14 protein-coding genes are annotated in these 17,507 nt (G+C 72.1%); 7 read left to right on the top strand and 7 right to left on the bottom strand.

Going from position 1 to position 17,507, the window contains the following annotated elements:
- Positions 1–56 precede the first annotated feature (56 nt).
- On the top strand, positions 57–1,115 hold the full coding sequence (locus ACIO9J_RS19135) for a LacI family DNA-binding transcriptional regulator (protein ID WP_402000371.1): 1,059 nt from the start codon (positions 57–59) through the stop codon (positions 1,113–1,115).
- Between the two features lie 37 nt (positions 1,116–1,152).
- On the opposite strand, the gene ACIO9J_RS19130 is transcribed toward ACIO9J_RS19135, so the two are convergent.
- The 3 genes from ACIO9J_RS19130 to ACIO9J_RS19120 all read right to left on the bottom strand — a co-directional run bounded on the left by ACIO9J_RS19130 (position 1,153) and on the right by ACIO9J_RS19120 (position 4,209).
- The gene (locus ACIO9J_RS19130; protein ID WP_402000368.1) at positions 1,153–1,953 is read right to left on the bottom strand and encodes an alpha/beta fold hydrolase; all 801 of its coding nucleotides are present in this window, start codon (positions 1,951–1,953) and stop codon (positions 1,153–1,155) included.
- The gene (locus tag ACIO9J_RS19125; RefSeq protein WP_402000366.1) at positions 1,950–2,675 is read right to left on the bottom strand and encodes a DUF998 domain-containing protein; all 726 of its coding nucleotides are present in this window, start codon (positions 2,673–2,675) and stop codon (positions 1,950–1,952) included. The genes ACIO9J_RS19130 and ACIO9J_RS19125 overlap by 4 nt, the downstream gene beginning before the upstream one ends.
- Positions 2,676–2,742: 67 nt before the next feature.
- A complete protein-coding gene (locus ACIO9J_RS19120) occupies positions 2,743–4,209 on the bottom strand; it encodes an APC family permease (protein ID WP_402000364.1) in 1,467 nt (488 codons plus the stop codon).
- Between the two features lie 70 nt (positions 4,210–4,279).
- Here ACIO9J_RS19120 and ACIO9J_RS19115 point away from each other — a divergent pair, with 70 nt between their 5' ends.
- From ACIO9J_RS19115 to ACIO9J_RS19105, 3 genes are all read left to right on the top strand, one after another.
- Complete coding sequence (locus ACIO9J_RS19115; protein WP_402000361.1) at positions 4,280–4,798, top strand: hypothetical protein; 519 nt, start codon at positions 4,280–4,282, stop codon at positions 4,796–4,798.
- Positions 4,799–4,949: 151 nt separating this feature from the next.
- Complete coding sequence (locus ACIO9J_RS19110; RefSeq protein ID WP_402000358.1) at positions 4,950–6,608, top strand: multicopper oxidase family protein; 1,659 nt, start codon at positions 4,950–4,952, stop codon at positions 6,606–6,608.
- 230 nt (positions 6,609–6,838) lie between these two features.
- On the top strand, positions 6,839–8,596 hold the full coding sequence (locus ACIO9J_RS19105) for an NAD+ synthase (protein ID WP_402000355.1): 1,758 nt from the start codon (positions 6,839–6,841) through the stop codon (positions 8,594–8,596).
- Between the two features lie 10 nt (positions 8,597–8,606).
- On the opposite strand, the gene ACIO9J_RS19100 is transcribed toward ACIO9J_RS19105, so the two are convergent.
- From ACIO9J_RS19100 to ACIO9J_RS19085, 4 genes are all read right to left on the bottom strand, one after another.
- Positions 8,607–9,821, bottom strand: a complete 1,215-nt coding sequence (locus tag ACIO9J_RS19100; RefSeq protein WP_402000353.1) for an MFS transporter — start codon at positions 9,819–9,821, stop codon at positions 8,607–8,609.
- Between the two features lie 105 nt (positions 9,822–9,926).
- Positions 9,927–10,955 carry an endonuclease/exonuclease/phosphatase family protein gene (locus tag ACIO9J_RS19095; RefSeq protein WP_402000350.1) on the bottom strand — a complete coding sequence of 343 codons (1,029 nt, stop codon included), beginning with the start codon at positions 10,953–10,955 and terminating at the stop codon, positions 9,927–9,929.
- A 233-nt stretch (positions 10,956–11,188) separates the two neighbouring features.
- Positions 11,189–11,809 carry a TetR/AcrR family transcriptional regulator gene (locus tag ACIO9J_RS19090; RefSeq protein WP_402001112.1) on the bottom strand — a complete coding sequence of 207 codons (621 nt, stop codon included), beginning with the start codon at positions 11,807–11,809 and terminating at the stop codon, positions 11,189–11,191.
- Between the two features lie 122 nt (positions 11,810–11,931).
- A complete protein-coding gene (locus tag ACIO9J_RS19085) occupies positions 11,932–13,527 on the bottom strand; it encodes an MFS transporter (protein WP_402000347.1) in 1,596 nt (531 codons plus the stop codon).
- A gap of 221 nt (positions 13,528–13,748) precedes the next feature.
- Between ACIO9J_RS19085 and panB the strand changes: the two genes are divergently transcribed.
- The 3 genes from panB to ACIO9J_RS19070 all read left to right on the top strand — a co-directional run bounded on the left by panB (position 13,749) and on the right by ACIO9J_RS19070 (position 17,464).
- A complete protein-coding gene (panB, locus tag ACIO9J_RS19080) occupies positions 13,749–14,630 on the top strand; it encodes a 3-methyl-2-oxobutanoate hydroxymethyltransferase (protein ID WP_402000344.1) in 882 nt (293 codons plus the stop codon).
- A 981-nt stretch (positions 14,631–15,611) separates the two neighbouring features.
- The gene (locus tag ACIO9J_RS19075) at positions 15,612–16,640 is read left to right on the top strand and encodes an ATP-binding cassette domain-containing protein (protein ID WP_402000341.1); all 1,029 of its coding nucleotides are present in this window, start codon (positions 15,612–15,614) and stop codon (positions 16,638–16,640) included.
- Positions 16,637–17,464 carry an ABC transporter permease gene (locus tag ACIO9J_RS19070; RefSeq protein ID WP_402000338.1) on the top strand — a complete coding sequence of 276 codons (828 nt, stop codon included), beginning with the start codon at positions 16,637–16,639 and terminating at the stop codon, positions 17,462–17,464. The genes ACIO9J_RS19075 and ACIO9J_RS19070 overlap by 4 nt, the downstream gene beginning before the upstream one ends.
- Positions 17,465–17,507: the final 43 nt, after the last annotated feature.

Below are 17,507 nucleotides of genomic sequence, written 5' to 3'. Positions count from 1 at the left end.
ACGCACCGTGGGGCAACTCCGCCCCGGATCAAGCTGGTTGCGGATGAGGGAGAGACATGGGCGAGCGGGTCACCATCCGCGAAGTGGCCGCGCGGGCGGGCGTCTCGGTAGCGACCGTCTCGCGGGTGCTCGCGGGCAACTACCCGACGTCGACGGCGTCGCGCGCCAAGGTGCTGCGGGCGGTCAAGGATCTGGACTACGTCGCCAACGCGCACGCGCGCGCGTTGGCGGGCGCGGGGCGCAAGACGATCGCGGTGCTCATGTTCGACGTGGTCGGCGCGTTCTACGCGGGCGTCGCGCAGGGCGTGGAGATGGAGGCCGCCCAGCGCGGCCGGCTCACCCTGGTCTCCTCCACGGGCAGCGATCCCGCCCGTGAGCTGGCGCTCGTCCAGATGATGCGCGAACAGGCCGCCGAGGCCGTGGTGTTGGTGGGCGGCGTCATCCAGGACGACGAGTACCGCCAGCGCATGGCGCGCTACGCCGAGGCGCTCGCGGCGGCGGGCTCCCGGCTCGTGCTGTGCGGCAGGCCCGCGCCCGCGCCCGACGTGCCCGCGCTCGTCGTGGAGTACGACAACGAGGCGGGCGCCCACGCCGTCACCAGCCACCTCCTGGGCGCGGGCCACCGGCGGATCGCGCTGCTCGGCTACCAGCCGGGGAACACCACGGGCGAGGACCGCGTCGTCGGCTACCTCCGCGCGCTCGCGGACCACGGCGTGCCGCGCTCCGACGCCCTCCTCCACGGGGTCGGCTTCGGGCAGAACAACGGCTACCAGGCGATGCGGGACCTGCTCGAAAAGGCGGACGGGAAGCCGGAGTTCACCGCGGTCTTCGCGGGCGACGACCGGGCCGCGGCGGCGGCGATCATCGCGCTGCGCGAGTACGGGCTCCGGGTGCCCGACGACATGTCGGTGGTCGGCTACAACGACGACCCCGTCGCGGCCGACATCACCCCGGGCCTGACCACGGTGCACATCCCCGCCGAGGAGATGGGCCGCGTCGCCGTACGCCAGGCGCTCTCGGGCTCCCCCCGCGCGGGCCAGGAACGCCACCTCCTGGGCACGCACATCGTCATCCGCGACAGCGTGCGATCAGCGCGGGGCGCCGCGGGCGGCTGAGCGGGCACCCCGTCAGGGGCGCGGGGAACCACGCCCCCTATCGGGGGCCCGCCGTCAGGATCGCCTCTGCCACGTCTGTCGGGCGGTCCCGTATGACCAGGTGGCCGGACGGCTCCGCCACGTGGAACGTCGCGGCGAGGGTCGTGGCCAGGGTTCGCTGGCGAGTCAGCCAGTGGCGGGAGCCGCCCGCGTACGCGGCGAGGACCGTCACCGGCACCCCGTCCGGCAGCGGGAACTCGCGGCGCAGCGCGTCCAGTTCGATCGCCACGTCGCCGTACGTCGCGTACTCCACGAGCGCCGCGCGCCACACCCTGCTGAAGCCGTACACCCAGGCTTGCGGGGCCGGGGCAAGGAGGCGGCGCAGGGGCGGGCCCACCGCGCGGGGCACGCCGACCGCGCCGAGTACGGCTCCGCACGCCCTCGCGCCCGCCAGGCGCACGCCGCGCGGCAGGAGCGTCCGTGGCCGCTCCTCCACGCTGGAGTCGACCAGGACGAGGCCCGCCGTCCGCTGCGGGTACAGGCGTGCGAACGCCTCCGCGTGGAAGCCGGCGAGCGAGTGGCCCGCCACGGTGACCCGCCGCCCGCCGAGCCCCACCGCGTCGAGGACGGCGCCGATCCGCGCGGCCTCGCCGCGTGCGGTGGGCGCCACGCGCGCGTGCCCGCTCAGGCCGAGCCCGGGGCGGTCGAAGCGGACCACGGTGCGGGTCGGCGCGAGGAGCGGCACCACGGGGTCCCAGTCGAACCAGCCGAGCCCGAGCCCGGCGCTGAGCACGCAGACGGGACCGCTCCCCGTCACCTCGACGTGGTGCGGCACTCCCCCGATCCGTACGAACGTCACCCCCGCCGCACCGCCGGGACCGCGGCGGAGCGGAGCGAGCAGGCGAGGAGCGCGATCCAGACCGCGATGGACAGCAGCTGGAGCCGCTGGGCGACGCCGAGCCACCAGGTGCCGTGGCCCGCGTCGAACGCGGCGACGGACGCCAGGGTCCAGACGGTGGCGGCCAGTTCGACGGCGACGACGGCGGGTCCGGTGCGCGCCAGCAGCCGCCAGGCCGCGGCCCCGCGCCGGGCCGCGAACGTCAGCACGACCATGCCGATCAGCGCGCCGACGACCGCGGTGCTGCTGCTGAAGGCGTGCGCGGCGTGCGTCCAGGGGACCTCGCCCGCCCGCTCGCGCGCGACGCAGGCCGCGTCGGCGGTCGGCGCGCAGCTCAGCGGCAGCCGCGAGTCGGCGACCGTGGCCGCGCCGAAGAGCACGAGCCCGGCCCAGCCCACCGTGGTCACGGCCCGGCGCGGCAGCCACACCAGCGCGGCGACCGCGCCCATGAGGACGAAGAGCCCGCCGAGCAGGTCGGCCGTGCGGAAGAACGTCCCGTAGGGCTGGTCCTCGGCCGCGAGCTCACTGACGTACGAGCTCAGGGTCGAGAGCCCGGTGGGCAGGAGGGCCTCCACCAGCCAGGTGCTGTACGCGAGGGCACCGAGGAGCAGCAGGAACGCGACGGCACGGGCGGCGGCGGAGCGCGGCCGCCGGGTGCCGCGCGGCTCGTTCCCTGGGTGCATGACCTCAGCCGCCTCCGCCGTCACTGCCGTGGCGGCCGTCGTGGGTGATGACATCGGTCGACAAATGCTATTTGGTTCCATCGAGTGCCCTGTGGTCGGGGTGGATCCAGCCGGGTTTGCGGAACTTGAGGAACGCGGCGGGCGCCAGGACGCCCAGCGCGAGCAGACCGCCGCCGACGATCAGCAGATAGCGCCAGAGCGGCCCCTTGCCGAACTGGTCGGGCGGCACGAAACCGATGGCGAGCGCGACGACCGAGGCGACGAACCCGACGCCCGCGACGAGCGTCACGGCGGGCACCACGAAGCCGCGCGCCACGTGCGGCTGGTCCTTCCGCAGCCGTACGACGGAGACGAACATCAGCAGGTAGGCGATCAGATAGATCTGCACGGTGATGACCGAGAACATCCAGTAGGCACTGGAGACGTCGTCGCTGAAGGCGTAGAGCACGCCGATCAGGGTGGTGACCACGCCTTGGGCGACCATGATGTTCCTGGGCACGCCCGCCTTGTTGAACTTCTGCAGGAAAGGCGGCAGGTAGCCCTCCTGCCGGGCGAGCGTCACCAGGCCCTTGGCGGGTCCCGCGAGCCAGGTGAGCATGCCGCCGAGGGCGGCCATGACGAGCATGATGCCGACGATCTTCGTCATCCAGCCGATGTGGAAGTGGTCGAAGAACGCCTGGAACGCCTGCATGAGACCCGCGGTGAGGCTGAGCTGCTCCGACGGCATGACCCAGCTGATGGCCAGGGCCGGAAGGATGAAGATCAGCAGGACGAGGCCGGTGGCGAGGAAGATCGAGCGCGGGTACTCGGAGCGCGGGTGGCGCAGCGACGACACGTGGACGCCGTTCATCTCCATGCCCGCGTAGGAGAGGAAGTTGTTGACGATGAGGACCAGGCTGGCGAGCCCGGTCCACGGCGGCAGCCAGTGCCCCGCGGACATGGGCGCGGCGGACGCGTTGCCCTGCCCCAGGAAGACGAGGCCGAGCACGACGAGGACGACGCCGGGGATGAGCGTGCCGATGACGAGCCCGAGCGAGGAGAGCCCCGCGACGGTCCTGGTGCCGCGCGAGGTGATCCAGACGCCGGTCCAGTAGATGACGACGATGACGATCGCTACGTAGAGGCCGTTTTCGGCGAGGCTCGGGTGGATGACGTACGCGAACGTCGACGCGACGTAGGCCAGCAGGCTCGGGTAGTACGCGATGGTCATGGCGAACTGGCACCACACGGCGACGAACCCGAGCGGCTTGCCGAGCGCCTCGCTCACCCACCGGTAGATGCCGCCGGACCACCCGGAGGCCAGCTCGGCGCCGACCAGGGCGGTGGGCAGCAGGAAGACGACGGCGGGCAGCAGATAGAGGAAGACCGCGGCGAGTCCGTAGATGGCCATCGACGGCGAGGGGCGCAGGCTGGCCACGGAGGCGGTGGTCATGAGGGCGAGCGTCAGCCAGGAGATGAACTGCCGCGGCACGGCGGGGTCCGGCTCGGGCAGGGCACCTTCTCCGGTTCGTGCCGGTTCGTCCGTACTCGTCATGCGCTCATGATCGTCCGACTACCGGGGGCCCGCATGTCGCCGAATACCCAGCGGGGGTAGGGTTCGCCGCATGGCGAGGACGCGGAGCCGCACGGGGTACGGGCAGTTGCTGCTGCTCGCCGCGCTGCTCTTCGGGATCGTCACGATGCATACGCTGGGGCACCCTTCGGGCGGCCACGAGGGCGCGGGCACGTCCGCGCCGGCAGCTGCCGCGGCGCCGGTCCCCGCGTCCGGCACCGCCTCTTCGCCGATGCGGCACGGCATGGGCGGGATGGCCGCCCCGGACGCCGTCGGCGGTGAGCACGGTTCCGGTTCCGACGGGCGCGGTTCCGACGGGCGCGGCGCGCACAGGGCGCACCAGGCGGCGCCCGCTCCGGAGCGGCACGACGGCATGAGCATGGATCCGCTGTCCGTGTGTCTGGCCGTCCTCGGCGCGTTCACCCTCGTCCTGCTGGTGCGGGCCGGACTGCTGCGGCCCGGCGGAATCCTCGCCCGGCTGCCCGCGACCGGGCGGCTCACGCACGGCCCGCGGCCCGATCCGCCGCCTGCCCGGATACGCCTGGCCCGTCTGTCCGTGCTGCGCATTTAGGCCGCCGCACCGGCTGCTTCGCGCTGCCCGGAAAACCCGTGCGGTTCCGGTGGGAACCCCCAGGGGTCGAGCGGTGTATCAGAAGCAGCGGACGCGCCCATTCGTACGCACCATCACGACGAGGTGTCACCCAGTCATGCGTAAGACAGCCATGCGTAAAACACTCATGCCCGAGGAAGGGCCGCAGGCCCCTTCGCGCCGCACCCTGCTCGGCGCCGCGGCGGCCGTCGCGGGGACGGGAATCCTGTCGGCCTGCTCCGGCTCGGATTCCGGCGGCCACGGCGGCGGGCACGGCCAGGGCGGCGCGTCCGCCCCCGGCGGCTATGTCGACCCGGCGGGCGCGGAGGTCGCCGCCGCGGAGAAGAAGCGCGCCCACGGCGGCAAGGTCCGCGAGGTCCGCCTGACGGCCATGGAGACCAGGCTCGACCTGGGCGGCCCCCAGGTCAGGACGTGGGCGTACGGGGACGGGCTGCCCGGCAAGGAGGTCCGCGTCACCGCGGGCGACACCCTGGCGCTCACCCTCGCCAACCACCTGCCCGAGGCCACCTCCCTGCACTGGCACGGCATCGCCCTGCGCAACGACATGGACGGCGTCCCCGGCCTCACCCAGAAGGACATCAGGCCCGGCGGCGACTTCACCTACCGCTTCGCGGTGCCCCACCCGGGGACGTACTGGTTCCACCCGCACTCCGGCACCCAGCAGGACCGGGGGCTGTACGCGCCGCTGATCGTCGAGGACCCCAAGGAGCCCCTGAAGTACGACAAGGAGTGGGTGGTCGTCCTCGACGACTGGGTCGACGGGGTGGAAGGGTCCACCCCGGACGGCGTGCTCGCCGAGCTCGGCAAGGGCATGGCGGGCCACGACATGGGCGGGGGTGACGGCGGCGGCTCGGGCGGCATGGACCACGGCGGCCACGACATGTCGAACATGTCCCACACGGCCGCGCGGACCGCGCCCTCACCGAAGCCTTCGGGGCCCTCCCGGATGATGATGGGCGCCAAGAGCGACCTGCTCGGGGGTGACGCGGGCGACGTCGCCTACCCGCACTACCTGGTCAACGGGCGGACGCCGAAGGACCCTTCGCAGTTCCGCGCCCGCCCCGGCGACCGCATCCGCCTGCGCATCATCAACGCGGGCGGTGACACGGCCTTCCGGGTGGCGCTCGGCGGCCACGAGATGACGGTGACGCACACCGACGGCTTCCCCGTGGCGCACGCGAAGACCGACGCCCTGCTCCTCGGCATGGGCGAGCGGTACGACGTGCTGGTCACCGCGGGCGACGGCGTCTTCCCGCTGACCGCGGCCGCCGAGGGCAAGAAGGCGACGGCGCTCGCGGTGCTGCGCACGGGCGGCGGGGCCGCGCCGGCCGCTTCGGTCCGCCCCGAGGAGCTGACGGGCCGTCTCCTGACCGCCGACAAGCTGCGGTCGCACGAGTCCGTCGCGCTGACGTCCCGCAAGCCGGACCGCACGGTCAGGATCCAGCTGACCGGCGGCATGGCGAAGTACGACTGGGCCTTCGACAAGAAGCCCTACTCCCCCGGGCAGCGCCACCCGGTGCGGGCGGGTGAGCGGGTCCGCCTGGTCTTCGCCAACTCGACGTCCATGTGGCACCCGGTCCATCTGCACGGCCACACCTTCGCCCTGGCGAACGTGGCGGGCGGCCCCCGCAAGGACACCGCGATCGTCCTGCCGAACGGCACGCTGACGGTGGACTTCGACGCGGACAACCCGGGCCTGTGGATGATCCACTGCCACAACGTCTACCACGCGGAGGCAGGCATGATGACGGTCCTCGGCTACCGCAAGTAGCCCGGCGGCGGCCCCTTCAGGGGGCCGCCCCTCGGGGGCGCGGGGAACTGCGCGACCAGCCCCGACGAGCCCGCACCCGCAAGCGAGCCACCGCAGACAGACGCTCCGGCGCCCCCGTTACCGAACGCCCCCGCGCCTCACGCCCTCGCGCCCTCACGCCCCCGCGCCCCCGCTCCCCCGCTCCCCCGCCCGGCAGGACATAACGTCGGTCTGACGATTAGACTGCCCCCGTGCCCCAACTACGTCTCGCCCTGAATCAGATCGACTCGACCGTCGGCGATCTCGCCGGGAACGCCGAGGCGATCGTCCGCTGGACCCGGCACTCCGCCGAGCAGGGGGCGCATCTCGTCGCGTTCCCCGAGATGGCCCTCACCGGGTATCCCGTGGAGGACCTCGCCCTGCGGTCGTCCTTCGTCCAGGCCTCGCGGGACGCGCTGCACGCGCTCGCCGCGCGGCTCGACGCCGAGGGCCTCGGCGAGCTGCCGGTCGTCGTCGGCTATCTCGACCGCACCGACGAGGCGAAGCCGAAGTTCGGCCAGCCCGCGGGCGCCCCGCGCAACGCGGGCGCGGTGCTGCACCGCGGCGCGGCCGTGCTGACCTACTCCAAGCACCACCTGCCCAACTACGGCGTCTTCGACGAGTTCCGCTACTTCGTCCCCGGCGAGACCCTGCCGGTGGTGCGCGTGCACGGCATCGACGTGGCCCTGGCCATCTGCGAGGACCTCTGGCAGGACGGCGGCCGGGTGCCCGCGACCCGCACGGCGGGCGCGGGCCTGCTGCTCTCCGTCAACGCCTCGCCGTACGAGCGGAACAAGGACGACCAGCGCCTCGAACTGGTGCGCAAGCGCGCCCAGGAGGCGGGCTGCACCACCGCCTACCTGGCGATGATCGGCGGCCAGGACGAGCTGGTCTTCGACGGCGACTCGATCGTCGTCGACAAGGACGGCGAAGTCGTCGCGCGCGCACCGCAGTTCGCCGAGGGCTGCGTGGTGCTCGACCTGGAGCTGCCCGCGGCGGGCGAGGTGCCGTCGGGCATCGTCGACGACGGCCTGCGCATCGAGCACGTCACGGTCTCCGCCGAGCCGCTGCCCGCGTACGAGGCGGAGCTCACCGGCGGGTACGCGGAGCGGCTCGACGACGACGAGGAGCTGTACTCGGCACTCGTGGTCGGCCTGCGCGCGTACGCCGCGAAGAACGGCTTCAGCAGCGTCCTGATCGGGCTCTCCGGCGGCATCGACTCGGCGCTCACCGCGGCCATCGCCTGCGACGCGCTCGGGGCGCCGAACGTGCACGGCGTCGCGATGCCCTCCCGCTACTCCTCGGGCCACTCGATCGCTGACGCGGAGGAGCTGGCGCGGCGCACCGGGCTCCCCCTGCGGACCGTGCCGATCGCCCCGATGTTCGACGCGTACATGGGGTCGCTCGGTCTGACCGGGCTCGCCGAGGAGAACCTCCAGTCGCGCCTTCGCGGCACGATGCTGATGGCGCTCTCCAACCAGGAGGGCCACATCGTCCTCGCGCCCGGCAACAAGTCCGAGCTGGCGGTGGGGTATTCGACGCTCTACGGCGACTCCGTCGGGGCGTACGGGCCGATCAAGGACGTCTACAAGACCTCGGTGTTCCGGCTCGCGCGGTGGCGCAACCGCGCGGCCGAGGAGCGCGGGCAGCTCCCGCCGATCCCCGAGAACTCGATCAGCAAGCCGCCGAGCGCGGAGCTGCGGCCCGACCAGGTCGACACGGATTCGCTGCCCGACTACCCCGTGCTCGACGGGATCCTGGAGCTCTACGTGGACCGGGACCAGAGCGCCGACGCGATCGTGGCCGCGGGCTACGACAGGGAGCTCGTGGTCAGGACGCTGCGGATGGTCGACACCGCCGAGTACAAGCGCCGCCAGTACCCGCCGGGCACCAAGATCTCGGCCAAGGGCTTCGGCAAGGACCGGCGTCTGCCGATCACCAATCGGTGGCGGGAGTCGGCGACGGGCTGAGCGGCCCCGCTCAGTGCTGGCGGGACGGCTCCCTGGCCGGGGCCCCCGCCGCCACCAGGCGTTCCTGCCCTGCGGTCGGCGAGCGCAGGTCCACCAGGTAGGCGAGGCCCGCGACCGCGAGGCCGAGGACCGCGAGGACCGCGCCGGTCACCGCGGGAGACGTGACGCCGAAGCCCGCCGCGAGGGCGAGGCCGCCGATCCAGGCGCCGCCCGCGTTGGCGAGGTTGAACGCCGCCTGGTTCGCGGACGAGGCGAGCGAGGGGGCCGCCGAGGCCTTCTCCATGACCATCAGCTGGAGGGGCGAGCCGGTGGTGAACGCCGCCATGCCGAGCAGCACCACGGCGAGCGCCGCGCTCCATCCCGTGGTCATCAGGAGCGGGAAGAACGCGAGGACGACCGCGAGCGCGGTCAGGCCGCCGAAGAGCGTGCCCCGCAGCGAGTGGTCGGCGAGGCGGCCGCCGAGCAGGTTGCCCGCGGTGGCGCCCACGCCGAACAGGGCGAGCAGCAGGGTGACGCTGGACTCGGCGTAGCCGGCCGAGTCGGTGAGCATCGGCGTGATGTAGCTGTAGGCGGCGAAGAGCGCGCCGAAGCCCGCGACCGTCGTACCGAGCGCGAGCCAGACCGGCACGCTGCGCAGCGCCCGCAGTTCGCCGCGCAGGCCGACCGCGTCGCCGTGGCCGTGGTCGGCGGGGACGAGCAGGGCGAGCGCGGCGACGGCGGCGATGCCGATGGCGCTCACTCCGAGGAACGTGGCGCGCCAGCCGAGCTGTTGCCCCATCGCCGTGCCCACCGGCACGCCGACGATGTTGGCGACGGTGAGGCCGAGGAACATCAGGGAGACCGAGCGGGCCTTGCGCTCGGGGGCGACGAGGCCGGTGGCGACGACGGCGCCGACGCCGAAGAAGGCGCCGTGCGGCAGTCCGCTGAGGAAGCGGGCGGCCATCAGCCAGTGGTAGTCGGGCGCGGCGGCCGACAGGGCGTTGCCCGCGACGAAGAGGACCATCAGGCCGATCAGCACGCGCCTGCGCGGCAGCTTGGCGGTGACGGCGGCGAGCAGCGGGGCGCCGATGACGACGCCGAGCGCGTACGCGGAGACGAGGTGGCCCGCGGTCGGGATGGATATGTGCAGGTCGTCGGCGACGTTGGGCAGCAGGCCCATCATCACGAACTCGGTCGTGCCGATGCCGAAGGCGCCCACGGCGAGGGCGAGCAGGGCCAGGGGCATGGGGAGGTACCTTCCACGGAAGCAGGGGGAGCGAGGGGCGAGGGGAATCCATAAGTTTACGTACGGAACAAAGCCCCGTGCACCGAGTATTCCGTGGGGCGGGTGTTACTCGGAGAGCTCGACCCGCGCCGCGATCGGCAGGTGGTCGCTGTTCGTCTTCGGCAGCGTCCAGGAGGAGACCGGCTCGACGCCCTTGACCATGATCTGGTCGATGCGGGCCATCGGGAACGAAGCGGGCCAGCTGAAGCCGAAGCCGTTGCCCGCGGCGCCCTGCGTGGAGCGCATCTGGGCGGTGACGCCGTTCAGCGCGCGGTCGTTCATCGTGCCGTTCAGGTCGCCGAGCAGGATGATCTTGCCGAGCCTCTCCTTGGAGATGGCCTCGCCGAGCGCGTCGGCGCTCTCGTCGCGCTGGTTGGCGGTGAAGCCCGCGTCGAGCTTCACGCGCACCGACGGCAGGTGCGCCACGTAGACGGCGACCTCGCCCTTGGGGGTGTCGACGGTGGTCCGCAGCGCGCGCACCCAGCCCAGCTTGATGTCCACGGGCTTGGTGTCGGCCATCGGGTACTTGCTCCACACGCCGACCGTGCCCTTGACCGAGTGGTACTTGTAGATCCGCGAGAGCGCCTTCTCGTACGTCGGCACGGCGTCCGCGGTGAGCTCTTCGAGGGCCAGCACGTCCGCGCCGGAGGCGGCGACGTCCTGGGCCGTGCCCGTCGGGTCGGTGTTGTCCGCGTTCACGTTGTGCGTGGCCACCGTCAGGTCGCCCTCGCCGCCCGACTTGTCGCTGATCAGGCCGCCGAACTGGTTGATCCAGATGATCGTGGGCAGCAGCACCGCGATCAGGGCGGTGGCGGACTTGCGCCACACCCCGATGACGACGAGCACCGGGACGAAGAGGCCGAGCCAGGGCAGGAAGGTCTCGGTCAGGCTGCCGAGGTTGCCGATGTTGTTGGGGATCTGGGCGTGGAAGAGCATCACCAGGGCGATCAGGAGCGCGGCGCCCGTGGTGACCAGGCCGCGCCGCCAGATGCCGGGGTCACCGCGCCAGCCGTCGAGCAGACGCCGGAACCAGGGCCCCGGACGCTCGGGTCCCGAGCCGTCGTTGCCCGTCTCCGTCTTGTACGCCTGCGCCATGCTCTCGTCGCCTCACTGCCTGCCGTGCACACCGTCTGTCCCGCCCCAGTGAAACCCTAGGCGATGATCGGGTGCGTCCCTGCCGTCCGCGACGGCCGTACTGGCACGAGGACGAACGAGGCGGCGCGACGAGTTCCTGACCTGCCCCGCTAGCGGGCCCTCTGTGACGAAATGCGCACATCCGGGCTCCGGCGCGTCCGGGCCCCTGCCGGGCGCGTTCGGGCTCCGGGGCGTCAGGAGGGCTGTGGCCGCAGCCCTTCGAGTACGTAGTCGACGATCCGCTCCGCGAGGTCGTCGTCGAGCGGCGCGTCGGGGCGCATCACCGTGCGCAGCAGCATGGGACCGACGAACAGGTCGTTGGCCATCTCGATGTCGATGTCCGTGCGGAGCTCGCCCTCGGCCATGCCCCGCCGCAGCACCTCGACCATGGCGCGGCGGCGGGGGTCGATGACCGTCGCGTGGTACGCCTCCCACAGCCTGGGCAGCGCCTTCATCTGCGCGAAGACGTTGTGCAGCAGCGCGGAGGAGCGGATGTTGAGGCCGCGCCTGCGCAGGACCTCCAGGATGACCACCAGGTCCGCGCGGACCGAGGTGCCCGGCAGCTCGGGGTCCGGCTCCTCGAAGACGCTGAGTACGTCGACGAAGAGTGCCTCCTTGCCGTCCCAGCGCCGGTAGATGGTGGCCTTGCCGACGCCCGCGGTGCGGGCGATCCGCTCGATGGACAGCTCCGTGAGCGACACCCCGTCCTCCAGGAGCCGCACCACGCCCTCGATGATCGCCTGCTCCACCGCCTCGCTCCGGGGGCGGCCGCGGCCGCCCCGCGCGCCGGGCACGCCCTTTCCCGCGGGCGGCACCTCGCCGGCGTGCGCCCCGTTCGCGGCATGCGTTCCCTTGGCGGTGTGGACCACGTCATCTCCGTCTCTTCGCGCGGCTGGCCGGGCCGATTCTCCCCCAGGGCCCTCGCGTACCGTCCGCCTCAGTGCTCCGAGGCGCCCACGGGCTCGGGCTCGTCCTTGGTCGCGTCGGGCTTCGGCGTACGGCCCGGCAGGAACAGGAACACGATCAGCGAGCCGATCAGCGCGACGCCCGCACCGCACAGCGCCGTGACGTGCATGGCGTGCAGGAACGAGTCGTTGGCCGCGCTCACCAGCGGCTCGCCGCGCGGGCCGAGCTTCGCCGCGACGCCGAGCGTCGCCTCGATCGACTCGCCCGCCGCGTGCCGGGCGCCCGCGGGCAGCGCGGTCAGCTTGTCCTCGACGCCGCTGCGGTACGCCGCGGAGAGCACCGAGCCGAGCACCGCGATGCCGAGGGCGCCGCCGACCTGCCGGAAGGTGTTGCTGAGGGCGGACGCCGAGCCCGCCTTCTCGCGCGGCAGGGCCTGCATGATCACGACGCTGGTCGGCGTCATGATGTGCGCCATGCCGGTGCCCATCAGGAAGAAGATGACTTCCAGGAGCCAGATCGGCGTATCGGCCTCCAGGGCCGTGAAGGCCACCAGCATCGCCATCACGAGGAGCAGACCGCCGGTGCACACGGCACGGACGCCGAAGCGGTCCACGACGAGCCGGGCGCGCGGCGCGAAGATGAGCTGGGCGGCGGCCAGCGGCAGCATCAGCAGACCGGTCTGGAGCGGCGAGTAGCCGCGCACGCTCTGGGTGTAGAAGACCGAGAAGAAGGTGACGCCCATCAGCGCGAAGAAGACGAGCGCGATGGCGCTGATCGCCGCGGAGAACACCCGGTTCTTGAAGTACGCGATGTCGATGGACGGGTGGTCGCTGCGCTTCTCGTACAGCACGAAGGCGACGAGTACGGCGAGGCCCGCCGCGGCGGTGCCGAGGACCGCGGGGTCGGTGAAGTCGGCGAGCTGGCCGCCCTTGATGATGCCGTAGACGAGCAGGACCAGGCCGACGACGGAGAGCCCGACGCCGACCAGGTCGATCCGGCCGGGATTGGGGTCACGGGAGTCGGGCACCAGCCAGACCATCAGGGCGAGCGCGATCAGCACGATCGGTACGTTCACGAAGAAGACCGAGCCCCACCAGAAGTGGTCGAGCAGCACACCGCCGGTGATCGGGCCGATCGCGATGGCGAGACCGACGCCGCCCGCCCAGATGCCGATGGCCTTGGGCTGCTCGTCGCGCTCGAAGACGTTCATCAGGATGGCGAGGGTCGCGGGCATCACGAAGGCCGCGCCGAGGCCCATCAGCGCGCGGAACGCGATGAGCTGGACGGGCGAGGCGGACTCCGCGGCGAGCGCCGAGCCGACGCCGAACACGACGAGTCCGCCGAGCAGGACCTTCTTGCGGCCCAGCCGGTCGCCGAGCAGTCCCGCGGTGAACAGGAGGCCCGCGAAGACGAGCGTGTAGGCGTTGATCGCCCATTCGAGCTCGCCCTGGGTGGCGCCGAGGCCGGTGGGCTCCGGCGTCGAGATCGTCTTGATGGCGACGTTCAGGATCGAGTTGTCGAGCACCACGATCAGCAGGCTGAGCATGAGCACCCCGAGGATCGCCCAGCGGCGCCGGTGCACGGCTTCCGGTATCCGGGGCGAGACGGGTACAGCGGGAGTTGACATGGCAATCAGCCTAGAAGGATTTCGATACGAGACCGTCTCGTATTGGAAAGAATTTACCCCTGCCCCGGAACTGCTTTACCCACGTGGGCGCGGGGATCCGCCCCCACGCGGACCCGGGCCACCGGGGGACCCACTAGCCCCGGGGCGGCACGTGATGCCACCATGGAGGGGATCCGGGGACGCCGTCAGGGCGCCTCGAGATGACAGAAGGAGCCGTTGCGATGACGCAGCTTTCGGCTGCCCAGAACAGTGCCGACGCCCCCAGGAACCCCGACAGCAGCAAGGCGCTGTACGGCGGCAAGGGCACCCGGCGCATCACTGTGCGCGACATCACCGCCGCCAAGGAACGCGGCGAGAAGTGGCCCATGCTCACCGCCTACGACGCGATGACCGCGTCCGTCTTCGACGAGGCGGGCATCCCCGTCATGCTCGTCGGCGACTCGGCGGGCAACTGCCACCTCGGGTACGAGACGACCGTGCCCGTCACCCTCGACGAGATGACCATGCTCTCGGCCGCCGTCGTACGGGGCACGTCGCGTGCCCTGATCGTCGGTGACCTGCCGTTCGGCTCCTACCAGGAGGGACCGGTCCAGGCACTCCGCTCGGCCACCCGCCTGGTCAAGGAGGCGGGCGTCGGCGCGGTCAAGCTGGAGGGCGGCGAACGCTCCCTGGCGCAGACCGAGTTGCTGGTCCAGTCCGGCATCCCCGTCATGTCCCACCTCGGCCTGACGCCGCAGTCCGTGAACACCATGGGCTACCGGGTGCAGGGCCGCGGCGACGAGGCCGCCCACCGGCTGCTGCACGACGCCAAGGCGGCGCAGGACGCGGGCGCGTTCGCCGTCGTCCTCGAACTCGTCCCCGAGGAACTCGCGGCCGAGGTCACCCGCTCCCTGCACATCCCGACCGTCGGCATCGGCGCGGGCGCAGGGTGCGACGCGCAGGTCCTCGTCTGGACGGACATGCTCGGCCTGACGGGCGGCAAGATGCCGCGCTTCGTCAAGCAGTACGCGGATCTGCGGGGCGTGATGTCCGGCGCGGCCAAGGCGTTCGCCGAGGACGTGGTGGGCGGGGCGTTTCCGGCGGCGGAACACGCGGTCCACTAGGCCTGGGCGGCGGCCGGGACGGGGGGCACGTACTTGTCCCCCTCCGGACCTTCCTTCGGAGCGGCCCTGATGTACGGCACCGTGCTCTAGACCACCGCGGCACCATGGCAGCCCGTCGAATTCCCCCTTCGGCGGGCTGCCTTTCTCTCGCCGGGGGGCGTTGGGCGGGGGGTGGCCTGTCTCTCCACGGGGCCCGGCGGCTACCGGGTGCGGGTTGATCGCGTCGCGGGTTCCCGGCGGCTGCCGGGGGCGTTGGGCGGGGGTCGGCTTGTCTCTCCACGAGGCCCGGCGGCTACCGGGTGCGGGTTAATCGCGTCGCGGGTTCCCGGCGGCTGCCGGGGGCGTTGGGCGGGCATATCTTGGGTCCCCGGCAGCTGCCCGGTGCAGGGCCGTCGCTGGCTTTTTCGCCGCTCCGCGGCGGTTTTTCCCGCCCGCCCACCCCTTCTCCGCACCGGCGTTGCGCCTACAGAGCCGCTCGGTGCCGAGCGCCGGGTGGGTGGGTGGGTGGGTGGGGAAGACCCGCCCCGGTCGAGCCGAGGGGGCAGGCGCGGACCAGGCATACGCAAGCCCGGTGCGGAGAGGGGTGGGTGGGTGGGTGGGGGAAACCGCCGCGGAGCGGCGAGGTGGAGCAGCCCCGGTCGAGCCGAGGGAGCGGGTGGGGTGAACCGCTGGTCGGTCCACGGAGGGCATGGGACCGTCCTCGCAGGACCACGCACGCGCAAGCCCGGTGCGGAGAGGGGTGGGTGGGGGAAACCGTCGCGGAGCGGCGGGGGGGGGCCAGCCCCGGTCGAGTAGAGGGATCGGGTGGGGGTGAGCCACTGGTCGGTCCACGGGGGGGGCATGGGACCGCCTCGCCGAGCCAGGAACCCGCAGGCCCAGCACCCCCCGTCACCGAGAAGCCCCCCACCCCGCCCCCGGCCCCCCGGGCCCCTGTCGGCAGGATGTCGGTGGTTTGTCGGTGGGGGATGGCACCTTGTACCCATGACGCGAATCGACAAGAACCCCGGCGGCGCAGAGAGTGCCGTCACCGTGAGGGGACTGGTCAAGCACTACGGCGAGACCAAGGCACTGGACGGCGTGGACGTCGACGTACGCGAGGGCACCGTCCTCGGCGTGCTCGGCCCCAACGGCGCCGGCAAGACCACACTCGTACGCTGCCTCTCCACCCTCGTCACCCCGGACTCGGGCACCGCCTTCGTAGCCGGTTACGACGTGCTGAAGCAGCCCCGTCAACTGCGCCGCGTGATCGGCCTGACCGGCCAGTACGCGGCGGTGGACGAGAAGCTCTCGGGCCGCGAGAACCTCTACATGATCGGGCGGCTGCTCGACCTGTCCCGCAAGGACGCCAGGGCCCGCGCCGACGGCCTGCTCGAGCGGTTCTCGCTGACCGAGGCGGCCAAGCGCCCGGCGAGCACCTACTCCGGCGGCATGCGCCGCCGCCTCGACCTCGCGGCGTCGATGATCGGCAGCCCGGCCGTCCTCTATCTGGACGAGCCGACCACCGGCCTCGACCCCCGTACGCGTAACGAGGTGTGGAGCGAGGTCAAGCGCATGGTCAACGACGGCGTGACCGTGCTGCTCACCACCCAGTACATGGAGGAGGCCGAGCAGTTGGCCTCCGAGCTGACCGTCATCGACCGCGGCAAGGTCATCGCCAACGGCGGCATCGACGAGCTCAAGGCGAAGGTCGGAGGCCGCACCCTGCGGGTCCGCCCGGCCGACCCGCTGGAGCTCCACCCGCTGGCGAACGCGCTGGACGACCTGGGCCTGACCGGCATCGCCACCTCCACGGTGGACCCCGAGTCCGGCACGGTCCTGGTGCCGATCCTCAGCGACGAGCAGCTGACCGCCGTGGTCGGCGCGGTCACCGCGCGCGGCATCACGATCGGCTCCATAGCCACCGAACTCCCCAGCCTGGACGAAGTGTTCCTGTCGATCACCGGCCAGAAGGCCAGTGCCCCGCAGGACGCCCGCCCCAGCGAAAACGAACTCGAAGGGGCCGCCGTATGAGCGCCACCACTCTCGCGGCCCCCCTCAAGGCGGGGCAGGCCGACGCCCGGATCGGCCTGCGCGGTCACGTCCGGCACACCAGCGCCCTGGTCCGCCGCAATCTGCTCTGGATCCGCCAGGACCCCGAGTCGATGTTCGACGCGGTCCTGATGCCGATCGTCTTCACGCTCCTGTTCGTGTACGTGTTCGGCGGTTCCATCGGCCAGGCCCTCGGCGGCGGTCAGGACCAGTACGTGCAGTACGTGGTGCCCGGCATGATGGCGATGATGAGCATGAACATCGCCATGGCCGTCGGCACCGGCTTCAACCAGGACTTCCAGAACGGCATCATGGACCGCTTCAGGACCCTGCCGATCGGCCAGGGTTCGGTCCTCTTCGCCAAGATCGTGGTGGAGCTGATGCGGCTCCTCATCGCGACGACGATCATGATGATCGTCGGTGTCCTGGTGGGCTTCGACATCACCAACTGGGGCGGTCTGTTCGCCGCCGTGGGCCTCTCCGCCCTGTTCGGCACGTCGATCATGTGGATCTTCCTGGTCCTCGGCGTCTCCATGAAGAGCGCCCAGTCCGTGCAGGCGATGGGCTTCCTGGTCCTGATGCCGCTCCAGTTCGGCTCGTCGATCTTCGCGCCGACCCAGTCGATGCCGGGCTGGCTCCAGGGCTTCACCGACTACAACCCGCTGTCCTCGCTCGCGGACTCCGCGCGCGGCCTGATGGTCGGCGGCCCCGTCGCGCACGACCTGTGGGTGACGGTCGGCTGGTCCGTGGCGCTCACGCTGGTGATGGCGCCCATCGCGATCCACAAGTTCCGCACGAAGAGCTGACCGGCACACCGGCCTCGGCCCGGACCGGGCCCCCGGTCACCGG

The sequence above is a fragment of the Streptomyces sp. NPDC087300 genome (assembly GCF_044744425.1).
In the GTDB taxonomy this organism is placed as follows: Bacteria; Actinomycetota; Actinomycetes; order Streptomycetales; family Streptomycetaceae; genus Streptomyces.
The sequence above is the reverse complement of the archived record's forward strand: the minus strand, read 5'-3'. Positions and strand labels throughout refer to the sequence as shown.